This is a genomic window from Cyclonatronum proteinivorum, assembly GCF_003353065.1.
GTDB classification, from domain to species: domain Bacteria; phylum Bacteroidota; class Rhodothermia; order Balneolales; family Cyclonatronaceae; genus Cyclonatronum; species Cyclonatronum proteinivorum.
Genome location: NZ_CP027806.1, coordinates 3162803 through 3177123, shown reverse-complemented (window position 1 = coordinate 3177123; position 14321 = coordinate 3162803). Strand labels below are relative to the sequence as shown.

Here is a 14321-nt window from a genome sequence, read left to right as displayed (position 1 = left end):
TCTAAGTGCACTCCTACAGCAGTAAAATTGCAGAATTCAAAGCTAAGCTTCAGGCAGACGGTGTATTTGGCTGTTTCAGCAAAACAACGGACAGCTCCGTGATTGAAGCAATCGGGCTTTCAGGCAGCGATTATATCATCGTTGATATGGAACATGGACCCGTGACGACCGAAACCTTAAAAGGTCACATGATGGCCCTAAATGCATCCGAAATGGCGGGGATTGTGCGTGTGCCCTCATGGGAGAGTCCGTTGCTTGAAAAAGCACTTGATTTAGGTGCGCATGGGGTTCAGGTCTCATCCGTAACCTCTGCAGAACAGGCTAAGAAAGTCATTCGCCGCATGAAATTCTATCCGGACGGTGAGCGGGGAGTCTGTCGGTTTGTACGTGCCGCTGATTATGCCGAAAAAGATAAAGCAAGCTATTTTAAGGAAGCCAACCATTCGCTGGTTATTCTGCAGCTTGAAGGCGCCGAAGCGATCCGAAATCTTGCTTCTATACTGGAAGTTAAAGGCATTGATGTTTTATTTATAGGGCCTTATGATTTGTCTCAGTCGTTAGGGGTGCCCGGTCAAATACAGCATGAAAAGGTGATGCAGGCCATGCGGAAAATTGTAGCAGAAGCTTCTGCGAAAGGCGTGTTTACCGGCATATTTTGTGATCAGCCGGATCAGGCTTCGTACTGGAAATCGCTTGGTGTAAAATATATTTCGTATTCGGTAGATATTCATTTACTTGCTGACACGGTACGAAACTTAAAAGATCAACTATTTCCCAGGTAAACAGCGCATCATGAATATAACAGCATTATTAACCGGAAGAGGCAACAATACCTTACAAGACAAGAATATTCTGCCTGTTCTGGGGAAACCTTTACTGCACTATCCGGCTTTGGCTGCCCAAAAAAGCGGGTTCGTAAATCACTTTTATGTAAGCAGCGACTGCCCTAAAATCCTTTCTGCAGCGGAAGAAGTTGGGTATGAAAAAATAGTGCGTCCAGAAGAACTCGCACGCCCTGACTCGCAGCACATTGACGCCATAAAGCATGCGCTTGCGTATATGGTGCAAGAGAAGCAGGAAAAGCCTGACCTGCTTGTTGTAATGCTGGCCAACAGCGTGACCATTAAAACAGAATGGATTGACGCCTGTATCGGTTACTTACTGGAAGATGAGACGCTTTCGGCTGCGGCACCGGTTTACCGGGAAATGGATCATCATCCCTATCGGGCCAAAAAACTGACGGCTGAAGGTTTATGTGAACCTTTTTTTGACTTTGGAGATAAGCATATTTCAACGAACCGTCAGGATCTGGTTCCTTGTTACTTTTTCAGTCATAATTTCTGGGTGCTGCGGGTCACCGATTTTGAATCCGGAAAAGGACAACAACCCTGGACCTTCATGGGTGAGCGGGTTAAGCCGTACATTATTGAGGAAGCCTTTGATGTACATGATTTAGAAGACATCCAAAAAAGTGAAGAATGGCTAAAAAAAGAAGGACTTGCCTGACCTAACCGGAAAATGAAAACCATTAAAAGACTATATAAGCTATTTTGAAAACATATCTTGTAACAGGCGCAGCGGGTTTTATCGGAAGTCAGCTCGCGGCCTCTTTACTGGAAGATGGTCACACCGTAATAACGGTTGATAATCTCTCAACCGGATTTGCAGACGCCATACCAAAAGGCGCCGTATTCATTAAAGGAAATTGTCAGGACCAGTCTGTAATTGATCGTTTATATCAATGGAAATTCGATGCTGTATATCATATTGCGGGTCAAAGTTCGGGTGAGGTAAGTTATGATGACCCGGTGTATGACCTTCAAACGAACACGCAGAGTACGCTACAGCTGCTTCAGATGTGTGTGAAAACAGGATGCCGAAAATTTATATACGCCTCAAGCATGTCGGTTTACGGGGATGTTGAGGAAGCTGCACTGCCGGTGAATGAGGATGGTATTCAGCCGGCTCCCAAATCATTTTACGGCATCGGGAAACTCGCAAGTGAACATTACCTTCGAATCTTTACGCAGCAATACGGAATTGGCACCGCAGCATTACGATTGTTCAATGTTTACGGGCCTGGTCAAAACCTTGAAAATCTGCGGCAGGGGATGGTCAGTATCTTTTTGGCGCAGGCATTGCGTTACGGCAATATACATGTGAAAGGCAGCGCAGATCGTTTCAGGGATTTTGTGTATATCGATGATGTAGTCCGGGCTTTTTCGGCTACTGAAAAAGAACTCATAGAAGCTGCTAACATGACACTTAACATTTGCACGGGTCAAAAAACAACTGTTGGAGAAATCGTGACCTTCATTAAAGAAAAGGCCGAAAAAGAGATATCGGTCAGATTTGAAGGCAATACGCCCGGTGATCAGTTTGGTATTTACGGAAGACCAGGGAAGGCAGTCAGAGCGATCAAGTGGGAGCCAAAAGTTGACTTCACGGAAGGAATGAACAAAATGATTGAATGGGCAAAAACAAGGCATTAATTCAGATATTTTAAATCAAACTTTAAAATGAGCCCAACACACACAGAACTTTCAGACCTTCAAGCCATTTTTTGGGATTTCGACGGAGTTCTTCTGAACTCGAATGAAATACGGGACAAAGGCTTTGCTGAGGTTTTAAAAGAGTACCCTGCAGCAGAAGTAGATCAGCTTCTTGCTTTTCATCAGCAAAACGGGGGTTTGTCACGCTACGTTAAGTTCAGGTATTTTTTTGAAAAAATCCGGGGTGTAAGCATATCTGAATCTGAGATACAACAATGGGCGGAGCGATTTTCTGTAATCATGCGGGAATTGTTAACAGACTCTGGGCTACAAATACAGGAAACCATAAATTACGTCCGGCGAAACCATACGCGCGTTCACATGTATATTGTATCGGGTTCTGATCAGGAAGAGCTACGGTTCTTGTGTAAGGCGCATGGTATAGCCTCCTATTTTAAGCGAATCCATGGATCCCCAACGCCTAAAAAAGAGTGGGTAGGTACGATCTTAAAAGAAGAAAAGCTGGAATCCGGAAAGTGTATACTCGTCGGGGACTCTATCAATGATCATGAGGCAGCTTCAGTAAACGGAATGCATTTCATGTCGTACAATGGAACAGAAGAACTCGATTCAAAAACAACATTCATTTTAGACCTGAATTATTAAACAGGTATAAAAGCGGATATTTTACCCAATTAATGAAGCATATCTTCACCATACATTCTCCGATTACTTTTCTTTGCGCCGTAAGTGTGTGTAAAGCGCTTGAACTAAAACAGCAAGATGTAATAATCATTTCTGCAGGGTATAAAGCACCCTTTGAATATGGCACCGTTGTGAAAGCATTTCATGAGGTTCAATCGGGCATCATAGCTAAACTCCGGGCTTTTAATGTTCCCAAAGCCTATGACCGATACATTGGTGAGCTGACAAAGGGGGAAGAATTCACCGCATATATTGATCTCATGCATTACTGGCAGCGAATATTGGTCACAAATCCGCACTGCGTTACTTTCAACTTCATCGAAGAAGGAACAGCTTCCTACCTTAAAGCAGATACCCTTACCGAAATTACGCATGTTGCCAAAAATACGGAATTCAGACTGCGTTCATATTCCGAATACCTTACTCAGTTATACTTTGCGTTACGGTCCTATAATCACAGACTGCTAAATCTTCCGTTTTGGCCCAATGGGTACCGTTATCTGAAGAATGTGACATTTTTTGGTTTTTCAAAGCATTGTTATCCGGGCATTTCGGAAGAAAATAAGCGTGTTGTTTCATTTTGGAACGGCGACCAAAAAAACGGGAATTTGAGCTTAAGCAATGCTATTATTTGGGTAGAGGATTCATATAACAAGCAATATGTTACAGACCAAAAAGATACAGAAACAGCCATTCTGAACAGTGTCAGGTTTATTAATGAGAAGTATGGTAAAACACATCAGCACTGGGTAAAACTCAGACCGGGTATGGGAAAAGAAACGTCTGAAGTAATTCCGCTGCTGGAAAATCTAAAGGTAAATTACACCGTCCATGAAAGCGAAATGCCTTTGGAACTGATCATGGCGAATTCAGAAAACGTTGTGCTCATTGGCGCAAGGTCATCCTTGCTGTTCTATGCCGAAATTATGGGACATGATGCGTATTCTTATTTTTATAACCTTAGGAACAGAAAACACAGCGCATTTGAAGGAATGGATTTCTTTTGGGACACCGTGAAGCATATTCCTCTAATTACCGAAGGAGTTGATAACTGATGGTCAAAAGATTGGTCAGGTTAAGAAACTATCTGGTGTATAAATTTTATGATATAAGCGCCAGCATTACGAGAAAAACATTCCCAACAAATTCCAGTGCCAACTTCATTGTATCCATAGCAAGCTATCCCAAACGTGATCCATTGTTACCTGCTGTATTTCAGGCACTATCAAACCAGACTTGCCCTCCTCTTAAATATGTGTTGGTTCTATCTGAAGAAGATTATGATAATCGTGAAATCCCATCGCATCTAAAAAAACTAGAAAAGAAAGGCGTTGAAATTATCTGGAATCGTAATAATCCTTATGCTGTCAAGAAGCTCGTCCCTGTTGTCGAAAAGTACGCGGAGTTAGCAGTGGTAACGTTGGATGATGATTTTATTTATCATAAGAATCTTTTAGAAAATCTTATAAATAATAAGTACGTCAAAGAGGGTTGTATAGTCGGTCACGTTGGTAAGGCTATGTATCGCAAGGGTAATGAAGTAAAAATGATGTATAGGACACCCAAAAAGGTAGATGAATCAACGCCTCCAGAAGAAATATATTTTTTAGGTGGGTGGGGGACATACTACCCACCTAATAGTTTGCATTCCAAATTCAAGGATATAGGAAAGATAAATGAGATTATACCAGGAAGGGGGTCAGACTTCTGGTTTTGGGCAGCTGCTATCGCTAATGGTACTAAGCAGGTGTGTATTGGGATTCCTGACTCCTTTAGGTTGGGCATACCTATACCGCAAAATGAACAGACAAAACCAAGAGACTTACCTGGTCGTAATATAGTGGAACAAAGATTTCAAAAGACTATAGATTATTTTGAAATACGGGATAAATTAATTGAAATATTACCTGATAAGAATGACATTTAAACCGAATTTTATAACTAGAATACCTTGAATAATAACAACCAAATAGGCAATAAGAAATACGTACAAACATTAGCTCTTTTTTTTATTGCACCCATAATTGCACTAATCTCTGGCATACGCACTGGGAATGAAAAGTTTATAACGGTTACTGGAACTATATTTATGGGTTTTATTGGTAGTTTATACTTTTACAGACCTGGTAGTGATGGTTATACACATTTAATGAGGGCAAGTGAAAATTATGATATTTCATTGCTCGAGTTTTTGTCTAAAGTACCTTTATGGCTTACTAACCAAGGGGCACTTATGCAGTCAGATTTGTATTTGCCTGTTCTTTCGTATATCTCAGTTGCGTTATTTGGGGTGCCTGAGCTAATACATGTTTTTGGAGGCTTGGTGTTGGGTTATTTCTTTACAAAATCGGTTTTACTTTTAATAAAGGATAGCAATGTCAGAAAATGGTCCTTGTTATTCATACTTTTCTTAGTCTTCTTTTTAACAATAAGAAGCATATCAGCACTTAACTCTCTCCGAATGTGGACAGGAATGTGGGTTCTATTTTATGGTGCATTTGGTTTCTATAAGTACCGAGAGAAAAAGTTTTTACTAATTATCTTTTTCTCAGCTATTATTCATTTTTCCTATTACCTCTACGTTTTACCAGTCATTTTAGCATATCTATTATCATCAAAACCTAAAATTATAACGGCTATTTTTGTAGGCTCTCTTTTTTTCACATTACCATTTGTTAGTGTTGATAATCTCGCCCAATTTTTTCCTGAAGATTCAGCATTTGAACACAGAGCCTCTTACACTATTGTGGACCCTTCAACCCGACAAGCGGTAGCAACATCTTCCGAAACTAGTAATTTTTATAGAGCTTATGGTTCTTCAATCTACAGAAACTATAGTACAGTAATTCTATCAGTCTTGTTAATTGTAGCTATTAATCTGAATAAACGTTACTCATTATTATTTAATAATGAGTCAGACTATAAGTGTTTTGTTTTCTTGGTCTCTTGTGGTTTAATGCTATTTTCCACTATTAATATTTTCAGTTTTGGTGGTTTTGCTGGCAGGGGGCATACAATTGGTGCGTTATTCCTTACAGCTAGCGTATTAATGCTATTAGCCCAGTCAAATATCTCAGCTATACCATATTATTTTAAAGCAGGCATCTATTTATTTTTGATAACAGCCATACCTTTTTGGCTTTTCCATTTATCCTTTATACTAAATACGGTTAGCTTTTTTGTTCTTGCTTTGCCTTTTCTCAATTGGTTACTTCCTGTTGAGGATATGTCTATTCGAGACTTTATCGCACAATTTATTTTCTAAAATATGAATATTGCCATTATTATAACACAATCATTTGAACCTGAAGCAGGAGGTGTGCAAAGAACAACAGACAAATTATATGAAATCTTTCAATCTTATAATCATTCAGTATTAATAATATCATTTTCAAAACAAGAAGTATTTAATAAAGATCGAAAGATAGTTTATATAATTGATAGTAGTAATCTTGAACATTGTCTTGAAACTAATAATATTGAGTTATGTATCAATCAATCTGGCTATTCATTAGAAATAAATAAAAAGATTGGTAAGGCTATTAACCATGATACATTTCTTGTTAATACACTTCGCATTAATCCTCTTAACTTTTATACAAACCATAAACAAATTGTTTCAGCTGTTTTAAAATCAAAAGGGCTTTCAATACTTGACAATGCGGTGTTTCATAAACTTGTACTGTACTATCATATTATTAAACAAAGATACGAGCTGAATTATATCATTAAGAATAGCGATGCTTTTGTTATGCTTTCTGAACGATTTAAATCTGAACTGTATTTTTTGGCCCCTGGATTAAAAAAATATGATCATAAAATATTTGGTATCAATAACCCATTTGTTAAACCTGAAATTGAAATTTCAAGTCTAAACAAAGAAAATATTATATTATATGTAGGTAGACTTGAACTGAATCAAAAAAGAGTGGATCTACTGTTACAAATCTGGAAACGACTACACTCTACGCTTAAAGACTGGCGTTTTGTTGTAGTTGGAGATGGACCTGAAAAGAAAATGATGCAAAGATATTGCGCAGAAAATAATTTAAATAGAGTCTCGTTTCTGGGTCGTCAAATCCCCGACGAATATTATAAAAAAGCTAAGATATTCCACTTAACGTCTGCCTACGAAGGATTTGGTAATGTATTAGTAGAAGCCCAATCGTACGGATGTGTGCCCATAATGTTTGATTCTTATCCTGCAGCTTCTGAAATCGTAAATCATAATAGAGATGGTGTTCTTGTTAAACCTTTTTGTGTTGATACATTTGTGCAAAAAACAGTAAGCTTGGCTCATAATAAAGATCTATTAAGCGAAATGTCTCATCGTGGTTATATAAATACTGACAGATTTAGTTATAATAAGACCTATGGTAAATGGAATAATGTCTTTAAAAGCATAATCAATAATAATGCTGGACAAATAGATCCATTGTTATGAAACTATTAAAGTATGCAATACGAACAATTAGCAATATCCCAGGTTATTCAACGAGGAAGAAAATTGTTGTTATTGAATCGGATGACTGGGGCAGCATCCGTATGCCATCATTACAAAGTCTGGATAAGCTTGAGCAAAAAGGGCTTAATTTGCGGGCCGGTGATTCATCAAGATACAACCTGAATGATACGCTCGCAGACAGTAATGATCTGACCGGACTTTTTGAGGTGCTACATTCTTATAAAGACCATAACGGAAATCCTGCTTGTTTTACGGCCATGAGTCTTCCCGCTAATCCTGATTTTGACAAAATCAGAGATGCAGACTTTCAGAATTATCATTATGAAGCATTCACTAAAACGCTTGAACGATACGGACGTACCGGAGCCTTTGATCTATGGAAAAAGGGCAGAGAGGAAAATGTCTTTGTTCCGGAATACCATGGACGGGAGCACCTGAATGTAGTAGCATGGATGCGAAGCCTCAAGCGGGGTGATAATGAAACCCGCCTGGCTTTTGATGAAGGACTTTGGGCATTCAGCTCATCTAAAACAGGTGGAGTTAATTTCCAGGCCCCTTATGATGTTGAGTATCCGGAAGATATTTCGGAACAGGTTAAAATTATTAAAGACGGGTTAAGTCTGTTTGAGCAGGTCCATGGGTATAAGGCACGCTTTTTTGTGCCACCAAACGGTAAAATTAATTCTGCAGTTGAGGAAGGCACGCATGAGGGTGGAATTAAATACATATCCACTCCCAAAATTCATCATGAGGTGCTAGGTAATAAAAAAACAAAGAAGCATTTTAGGTATATCGGTAAAAAAAACAAACTTGGTCAAACATACTTAACCCGTAACGCATTTTTTGAACCCAATCAGGGTATGAATAAAGACCATGTTGACAGCTGCCTAAAGGAAATCGAAATGGCTTTTAAATATAATAAACCTGCAATTATAAGTTCACATCGGTGTAACTATATCGGTTCACTCAATACAAAGAACAGATCACACGGTTTAAATGAACTTGGCCGATTATTGCGTGCAGTATTAAAAAAATGGCCTGAAACGGAGTTTATGTCCTCTTCACATCTTGGTCGTATAATTCATACATAGTACTATTGTAACAGAGTTTCCCATTTAATTAATATATACTACATTATTTTGATCCCCGTAACCCGCCCCTTTTCCCCACCAATCGAAGAATATCACGAGCTGCTCAAAGGCATCTGGCAACGTAATTGGTTTACCAATAATGGTCCGCTTGTTAATGATCTTGAACTAAAGCTTAAGCGTTACCTTGGAATGAAACATCTGCTGTATGTTTCTAATGGTACAATTGCGATTCAGATTGCGCTGAAGGCGCTGAATATTACGAAGGAAGTTATAACAACGCCATTTAGCTATGTGGCTACAACGAGTGCCTTAGTTTGGGAAGGGTGTACGCCTGTGTTCGTTGATATTGATTCTGAGACCTTTAATATTGACCCTAAAAAAATTGAGGCGGCTATAACGGAAAACACGCAGGCTATTTTGGCGACACACTGTTTTGGCAACCCCTGTGATGTGGAGGCAATAAAGGTCATTGCGGATAAGCACGGCCTAAAAGTTATTTATGATGCCGCGCACTGTTTTGGTACCAAGTATAAGGGAGAAAGTATTTTTAAATGGGGCGATGTGAGTACGACAAGCTTTCATGCTACCAAGCTGTATCATACGATTGAGGGCGGTGCTATCTTTACGGAAGACCCCGAACTGCTTAAACAAATGGCATGGCGACGTAATTTTGGACACAAAGGGCCGGAAGATTTTCACGGGGTTGGGGTAAATGGTAAAAACTCGGAATTTCATGCGGCAATGGGAGTGCTTAATCTGAATTATATTGATCAGATTCTTGCCGCAAGAAAACAGCAGTCAGGCTTTTATGATGATATGCTCCGGAAAGCAGCCCTGCAAAAACCAAAAATTGCTTCTGATGTTGCTTTTAACCATGCGTATTATCCCGTTGTGTTTGAATCGCATGAAGACATGATGCGAGTTAAGAACAATCTTGAGAAAAAGGAAATCTTCCCACGGCGCTACTTTTTCCCCAGTCTGAGCGGTCTGAACTATGTGAAAGAGACAGCGACCCCAGTTTCGGATGATATCGCTTCCCGTATTTTGTGCTTACCCCTTTATTTCGAGCTCAGCGAGGTGGAGGTTGATATGATTTGCCGCCGCATACTTCGTGTCCTCAATAATTAATTTCATCCGGTTTTCCCTTGAAACACAATTCCTTCAACCCCAATTTTCAGTTCTTTAAAGAACCGGTAAACTTCAATAAGTTTACGGATAAAAGTCTGCTGCAGTATTGCCTCGGCGGGACGCTTTACATGCCTGGTACCAAAGATATTTTGCAGAAAATTCTGACGAAATCTCTCGGACCCCTCACCTCTATGGTGATGTGCTTTGAAGATGCAATTAAGGAAGAAGATGTCCTTGCTGCGGAGGAAAATGTACTCTCACATCTTGAAGCGATTCATACCGCGACGGAACAGCAACAAATTTCTATTGATGACATCCCCCTGATTTTTCTTCGGGTCCGGAATACCGAACAGTTTGCTCGTTTTGCATCTAAATTGAATGCTAAACATGCTGACGTACTGAGTGGCTTCGTCTTCCCTAAATTTTATTCCCATAATGCGAAAGCTTATTTGCAGCAGCTGAGCGATATTAATGCTGCCTTTGGCGCGAGTCTCTATGGCATGCCCATTCTCGAAGGCCGAACGATCGCATATCGGGAGAGCCGCACCCGTGAACTGAATCTTATCGCTGAAATTGTGGAGCCTTTTAAGGATTTACTGCTTAATGTTCGTGTTGGTGGTACTGATTTTTCAGCTATTTTTGGTGTAAGAAGAGGAATGAATATTTCCATATATGAAATCCTGACCGTTCGCGACTGTCTGTCTGATATTCTGAACTTTTTTAACCGGGATAATAATGATTATACCGTTTCCGCCCCGGTTTGGGAGTATTTTATGGCCTATAAACAGGATAATATCGAGCATCTTCTTGAAGATGATATTCATCAGTCGTTATTAAGTCGCAGCAAAATTATTAATCCGGCTATTGACGGACTATTAAGGGAAGTGCTTATTGATAAAGCGAATGGTTTTGTTGGTAAAACTATCATTCATCCGTCGCACATTAAATTTGTGAACGGCATGCAGGCGATTACTAGAGAAGAATATGAGGATGCATCACAGATTCTGAATACGTCCGGCGGAGTAGTTAAGAGTAGTAAGTCCAATAAAATGAATGAAATTAACCCTCATCGTAGTTGGGCACAACAAACCATAAAGCGTGGCGAAGCTTACGGAGTGGTTGAAAATGAAGCATCGTACCTTAAACTGATTTTAGGTTAAGAATGCTTTTGACAGAAGCTCTTATTAACCGTTTGGCGTTTCTAATTCAACGAGAAACGACACTTGATGATAAACAACAGGTTCGCCGATGTTTGGTTGACTATCTCGGCGTTACATTTGCCGGCTCGAAAACGCTAAAAGATAAGGCAACTTTGTATGCTGACTTCATTGATTCAGATGGTGCGTATTCAGTAATTGGATATTCTAAAAAAAACAACCTTGCTACTGCTTCATTTTTGAATGGTTTATTCGCACATGTAGCCGAGTTGGACGATGGTGATCGTTATGGAATGTTCCACCCGGGTGCGCCTCTGTTTTCTGCGCTTCTACCATTAATGCAACGATTTGAAGTTTCAACAAAAGACTTTGAAAAGGCAGTGATTTGCGGATACGAAGCATCGATGCTTATTGCCAGAACACTCCAACCTTTTATTAAGGAAAAAGGTTTTCATGGAACCGGAATTGCAGGGACCATTGGAGCGGCTATAAGTTGTTCGGTGGCTTTAAATGCTAATAAAGAGGAGCTTAAATCATCATTATCTGCGGCTTGTACTTCTGCTGCCGGATTGCTGAAAGTCATCAAAGGGAAGTCTCAAATGAAACCGTTGAATGTTGCGTATGCTGCACAAAACGGTTTACAAGCAGCTCTACTTGCTAAATCCGGGTTTAGTGGCTCTTATGATGTGCTTGATGGAAAACTTGGTTTTTTTCATGCATTTTCAGATCAACTTAACATGGATGTTTTGTTGGATGCATCAAAAACCGATGATGCCCTAATACATTCTATTTATGTAAAGCCCTTTGCGGCTTGCCGGCACTGCCACGCACCGATTGAAGCAGCAATAAACATAGCAAATAACACCGGTTTTGCCAGTGATGCTATTGATTCTGTAGAAGTAGAAACCTATAGCTGGGCTATAACGGGGCATGATCATACCGAAATAAAGGGTATGAATTCTGCTAAAATGAGCATTCCCTACAGCGTAGCCGCTGCATTACTTCATAAAAGTGGCGATATTGAAATATATGATAACCCTTACCTGACGAATGATACTGTTTTAGCGTTAACGAAAAAGGTGAACGTTATTGAAAATAGTGAGATGACAAGGAAGGCTCCGGGAGAAAGAGGGGCGAGGGTTAAGATTAAGGTTAAGGCTGAGGAGATGAGTTTTTTCGTGGCTCTGCCGAAGGGAGAACCGGAGAATCCGGTTACAGATAGTGAACTCGTTCAGAAAACAAGCAGTTTGTGTGCGTTTGCCGGTTTGCAGGATTCACAAATTCAGCAAGTGGTTTCCTTAATGGATAGCAAACAACTGGATAGCGAAGTTCTGAAAAACGTGTTGTATTCTTTATAAACTGATTTTTATTATTCAAATACTATGAAATCTAAAGCTTTTTTATCCCAATTGGGACTTCCAGCGGGCGATGCCTACCATTTGCCGGATTCAACCAAACGTTTTGAAGATGGTGGACAGTATCGTTTTGAAGTGCCTGGCATTCAGGGTCCCGGTGCGATGAAGGCCCTGCTTTCCGAGGTTGAACGCCTTGAACTAAGCATACACAGGGTCACTCAGACGAAGGGGATAATGCTACTTTCCGATCAGGAAATAACAGATATGGTGGGTTTAGCTATAGACGGGAAGACCGAACTCGTTCTCGCTATCGGACCTCGTGCAACAACCGACACAAGTGCTTCCGTAAATACCCCTGAAGGGCAGCGCATGGGTTACCGGCTTCGTGGTCAGGATCAGATTGTAAGGGCTATGGAAGAAGTGTATCGTGCCGTTGAGTTGGGCTGTACCTCGTTTCTGATTTATGATGAAGGATCGTTGTGGATATTTAATGAAATGCGGAAGCATGGAGAAATACCTGCACATTGCCATTTTAAAGTATCGGCCCATACCGGTCATGGCAATCCTTGTTCTGCTAAGTTACTTGAAAGTATTGGCGCGAGCTCCTTTAATCCGGTACGTGATATTCAGCTGCAAATGATGGCTGCACTTCGGCAGACCATAGATATTCCGTTGGATCTGCACACCGAAAACCCGGCATCTACCGGCGGATTCATTCGCCATTATGAAGTACCTGAAATGATACGGGTTGCTGCGCCTATTTATTTGAAAACGGGCGGATCAGTGGCTAAAACGCACAGCTGGGACACCACCGCAGATGACGCCAAAAAACGCGCAAAGCAGGTAAGTCTGGTAAAGCGGATGATTGATGCGTACTACCCGGAAGCTGTTGCTTCACCTAAATAATTTGGTAGCAATATATTTAGTGTGAAAATAGAAGTCACCAAGTTATTCGATATCTGTTCTATCGTACTCCAAAAAAATGGAGTACCTGAAGAGCAGGCCATAATCGTGGCAGACAGTATTGTTTATGCGCACCGCACAGGCAAAGCTACACACGGTGCTACCCGTTTAGGAATTTATGTTGATAAAATTCAGCGGGGTGATATGTCAGCAAACACCCGTATGGATGTCGTAAAGGATAAAGGTATAGTTACGGTATTTGATGCTAATCATGGGTTTGGACAGGTCGCTGCCAAAATAGCTATAGACAAGGCGATTGACACTTCTGAAATATATGGCGCAGGAATTGCTGCTGTAAGGCATAGCAATAACTTTGGTACAGCAGCTTACTTTGCTCAAATGGCCGTTGATGCGGGTAAAATTGCTGTCATTTACTCTAATTCGGCACCGGCAATTGCGCCATGGGGAGGAAGTAAACCTTTGTTTGGTACAAATCCCATGGCCTACGGGTTTCCGACACCGGAAGGTATTGCTCCCATTATCTTAGATATGGCCGTTTCGCAAGCAGCACGTGGGAAAATCAGATTAGCTGCAAAGAATGGTGAGAAAATCCCCTTTGGATGGGCGTTAGACCCGGATGGGAAGCCAACGGATGACCCAAGTATAGCTATTTTAGGATCAATGATACCCATTGGTGAACATAAGGGTTCAGGGCTTGCTTTAATTGTGGATCTGTTGGCTGGCTTACTGACGGGTGCAGGTTTTGCAGGAAGTGTAAAGCCTCTGAATACGAAAAATGCGTATTCAAATAACGGGCATTTGTTTATGGTTATCGATCCGTCGTTTTTCATGGAACAAACCCAATATGATGAACGGGTACGGTATTTGGTGGATCAGATCAAGTCAGAGCCGAAACAAGGTCAGTTATTTCTGCCAGGGGAGCATTCTTTTCTAAATGCTTCAAATGCGTTTGCAGAAGTTGATGTTTCAGAAAAAGTTTATCAGGAAATTATCACGTTATAAAT

14 protein-coding genes are annotated in these 14321 nt (G+C 40.5%); all 14 read left to right on the top strand.

Annotated elements, in window-relative coordinates:
* The first annotated feature begins 5 nt into the window (after positions 1-5).
* From CYPRO_RS12095 to CYPRO_RS12030, 14 genes are read left to right on the top strand one after another with little or no spacing between them, the layout of a single operon-like run.
* Positions 6-782 (top strand): HpcH/HpaI aldolase family protein, encoded by a 777-nt coding sequence (locus CYPRO_RS12095; protein WP_270049184.1) that lies wholly within the window; start codon positions 6-8, stop codon positions 780-782.
* Between the two features lie 10 nt (positions 783-792).
* Positions 793-1506, top strand: a complete 714-nt coding sequence (locus CYPRO_RS12090; RefSeq protein WP_114984857.1) for an acylneuraminate cytidylyltransferase family protein — start codon at positions 793-795, stop codon at positions 1504-1506.
* A 44-nt stretch (positions 1507-1550) separates the two neighbouring features.
* Positions 1551-2492, top strand: a complete 942-nt coding sequence (locus CYPRO_RS12085) for an NAD-dependent epimerase/dehydratase family protein (protein ID WP_240644748.1) — start codon at positions 1551-1553, stop codon at positions 2490-2492.
* 27 nt (positions 2493-2519) lie between these two features.
* A complete protein-coding gene (locus CYPRO_RS12080; protein WP_114984856.1) occupies positions 2520-3158 on the top strand; it encodes an HAD family hydrolase in 639 nt (212 codons plus the stop codon).
* Positions 3159-3190: 32 nt separating this feature from the next.
* The gene (locus CYPRO_RS12075) at positions 3191-4252 is read left to right on the top strand and encodes a polysialyltransferase family glycosyltransferase (RefSeq protein WP_114984855.1); all 1062 of its coding nucleotides are present in this window, start codon (positions 3191-3193) and stop codon (positions 4250-4252) included.
* On the top strand, positions 4252-5124 hold the full coding sequence (locus CYPRO_RS12070; protein WP_114984854.1) for a glycosyltransferase: 873 nt from the start codon (positions 4252-4254) through the stop codon (positions 5122-5124). The genes CYPRO_RS12075 and CYPRO_RS12070 overlap by 1 nt, the downstream gene beginning before the upstream one ends.
* 24 nt (positions 5125-5148) lie before the next feature.
* The gene (locus CYPRO_RS12065) at positions 5149-6462 is read left to right on the top strand and encodes a hypothetical protein (RefSeq protein WP_114984853.1); all 1314 of its coding nucleotides are present in this window, start codon (positions 5149-5151) and stop codon (positions 6460-6462) included.
* Positions 6463-6465: 3 nt separating this feature from the next.
* Positions 6466-7641, top strand: a complete 1176-nt coding sequence (locus CYPRO_RS12060; protein WP_114984852.1) for a glycosyltransferase — start codon at positions 6466-6468, stop codon at positions 7639-7641.
* Positions 7638-8753, top strand: coding sequence for a polysaccharide (de)acetylase (locus CYPRO_RS12055; RefSeq protein WP_114984851.1), 1116 nt, complete (start codon positions 7638-7640; stop codon positions 8751-8753). The genes CYPRO_RS12060 and CYPRO_RS12055 overlap by 4 nt, the downstream gene beginning before the upstream one ends.
* Positions 8754-8801: 48 nt before the next feature.
* A complete protein-coding gene (locus CYPRO_RS12050; RefSeq protein WP_114984850.1) occupies positions 8802-9881 on the top strand; it encodes a DegT/DnrJ/EryC1/StrS family aminotransferase in 1080 nt (359 codons plus the stop codon).
* Between the two features lie 17 nt (positions 9882-9898).
* Positions 9899-11041 (top strand): HpcH/HpaI aldolase/citrate lyase family protein, encoded by a 1143-nt coding sequence (locus CYPRO_RS12045; RefSeq protein WP_114984849.1) that lies wholly within the window; start codon positions 9899-9901, stop codon positions 11039-11041.
* Positions 11042-11043: 2 nt separating this feature from the next.
* Positions 11044-12396 carry an MmgE/PrpD family protein gene (locus CYPRO_RS12040; protein WP_114984848.1) on the top strand — a complete coding sequence of 451 codons (1353 nt, stop codon included), beginning with the start codon at positions 11044-11046 and terminating at the stop codon, positions 12394-12396.
* 24 nt (positions 12397-12420) lie between these two features.
* Complete coding sequence (locus tag CYPRO_RS12035; RefSeq protein WP_114984847.1) at positions 12421-13299, top strand: peptidase; 879 nt, start codon at positions 12421-12423, stop codon at positions 13297-13299.
* 21 nt (positions 13300-13320) lie between these two features.
* Positions 13321-14319: an Ldh family oxidoreductase gene (locus CYPRO_RS12030; RefSeq protein ID WP_164682748.1), complete on the top strand. Its 999-nt coding sequence runs from the start codon at positions 13321-13323 to the stop codon at positions 14317-14319.
* Positions 14320-14321: the final 2 nt, after the last annotated feature.

Bases quoted from the DNA above. Each gene is read 5' to 3' on its own strand.
- CYPRO_RS12090 (WP_114984857.1), top strand. From the start codon at position 793: ATGAATATAACAGCATTATTAACCGGAAGAGGCAACAATACCTTACAA.
- CYPRO_RS12080 (WP_114984856.1), top strand. From the start codon at position 2,520: ATGAGCCCAACACACACAGAACTTTCAGACCTTCAAGCCATTTTTTGG.
- CYPRO_RS12075 (WP_114984855.1), top strand. From the start codon at position 3,191: ATGAAGCATATCTTCACCATACATTCTCCGATTACTTTTCTTTGCGCC.
- CYPRO_RS12070 (WP_114984854.1), top strand. From the start codon at position 4,252: ATGGTCAAAAGATTGGTCAGGTTAAGAAACTATCTGGTGTATAAATTT.
- CYPRO_RS12060 (WP_114984852.1), top strand. From the start codon at position 6,466: ATGAATATTGCCATTATTATAACACAATCATTTGAACCTGAAGCAGGA.
- CYPRO_RS12055 (WP_114984851.1), top strand. From the start codon at position 7,638: ATGAAACTATTAAAGTATGCAATACGAACAATTAGCAATATCCCAGGT.
- CYPRO_RS12040 (WP_114984848.1), top strand. From the start codon at position 11,044: ATGCTTTTGACAGAAGCTCTTATTAACCGTTTGGCGTTTCTAATTCAA.
- CYPRO_RS12035 (WP_114984847.1), top strand. From the start codon at position 12,421: ATGAAATCTAAAGCTTTTTTATCCCAATTGGGACTTCCAGCGGGCGAT.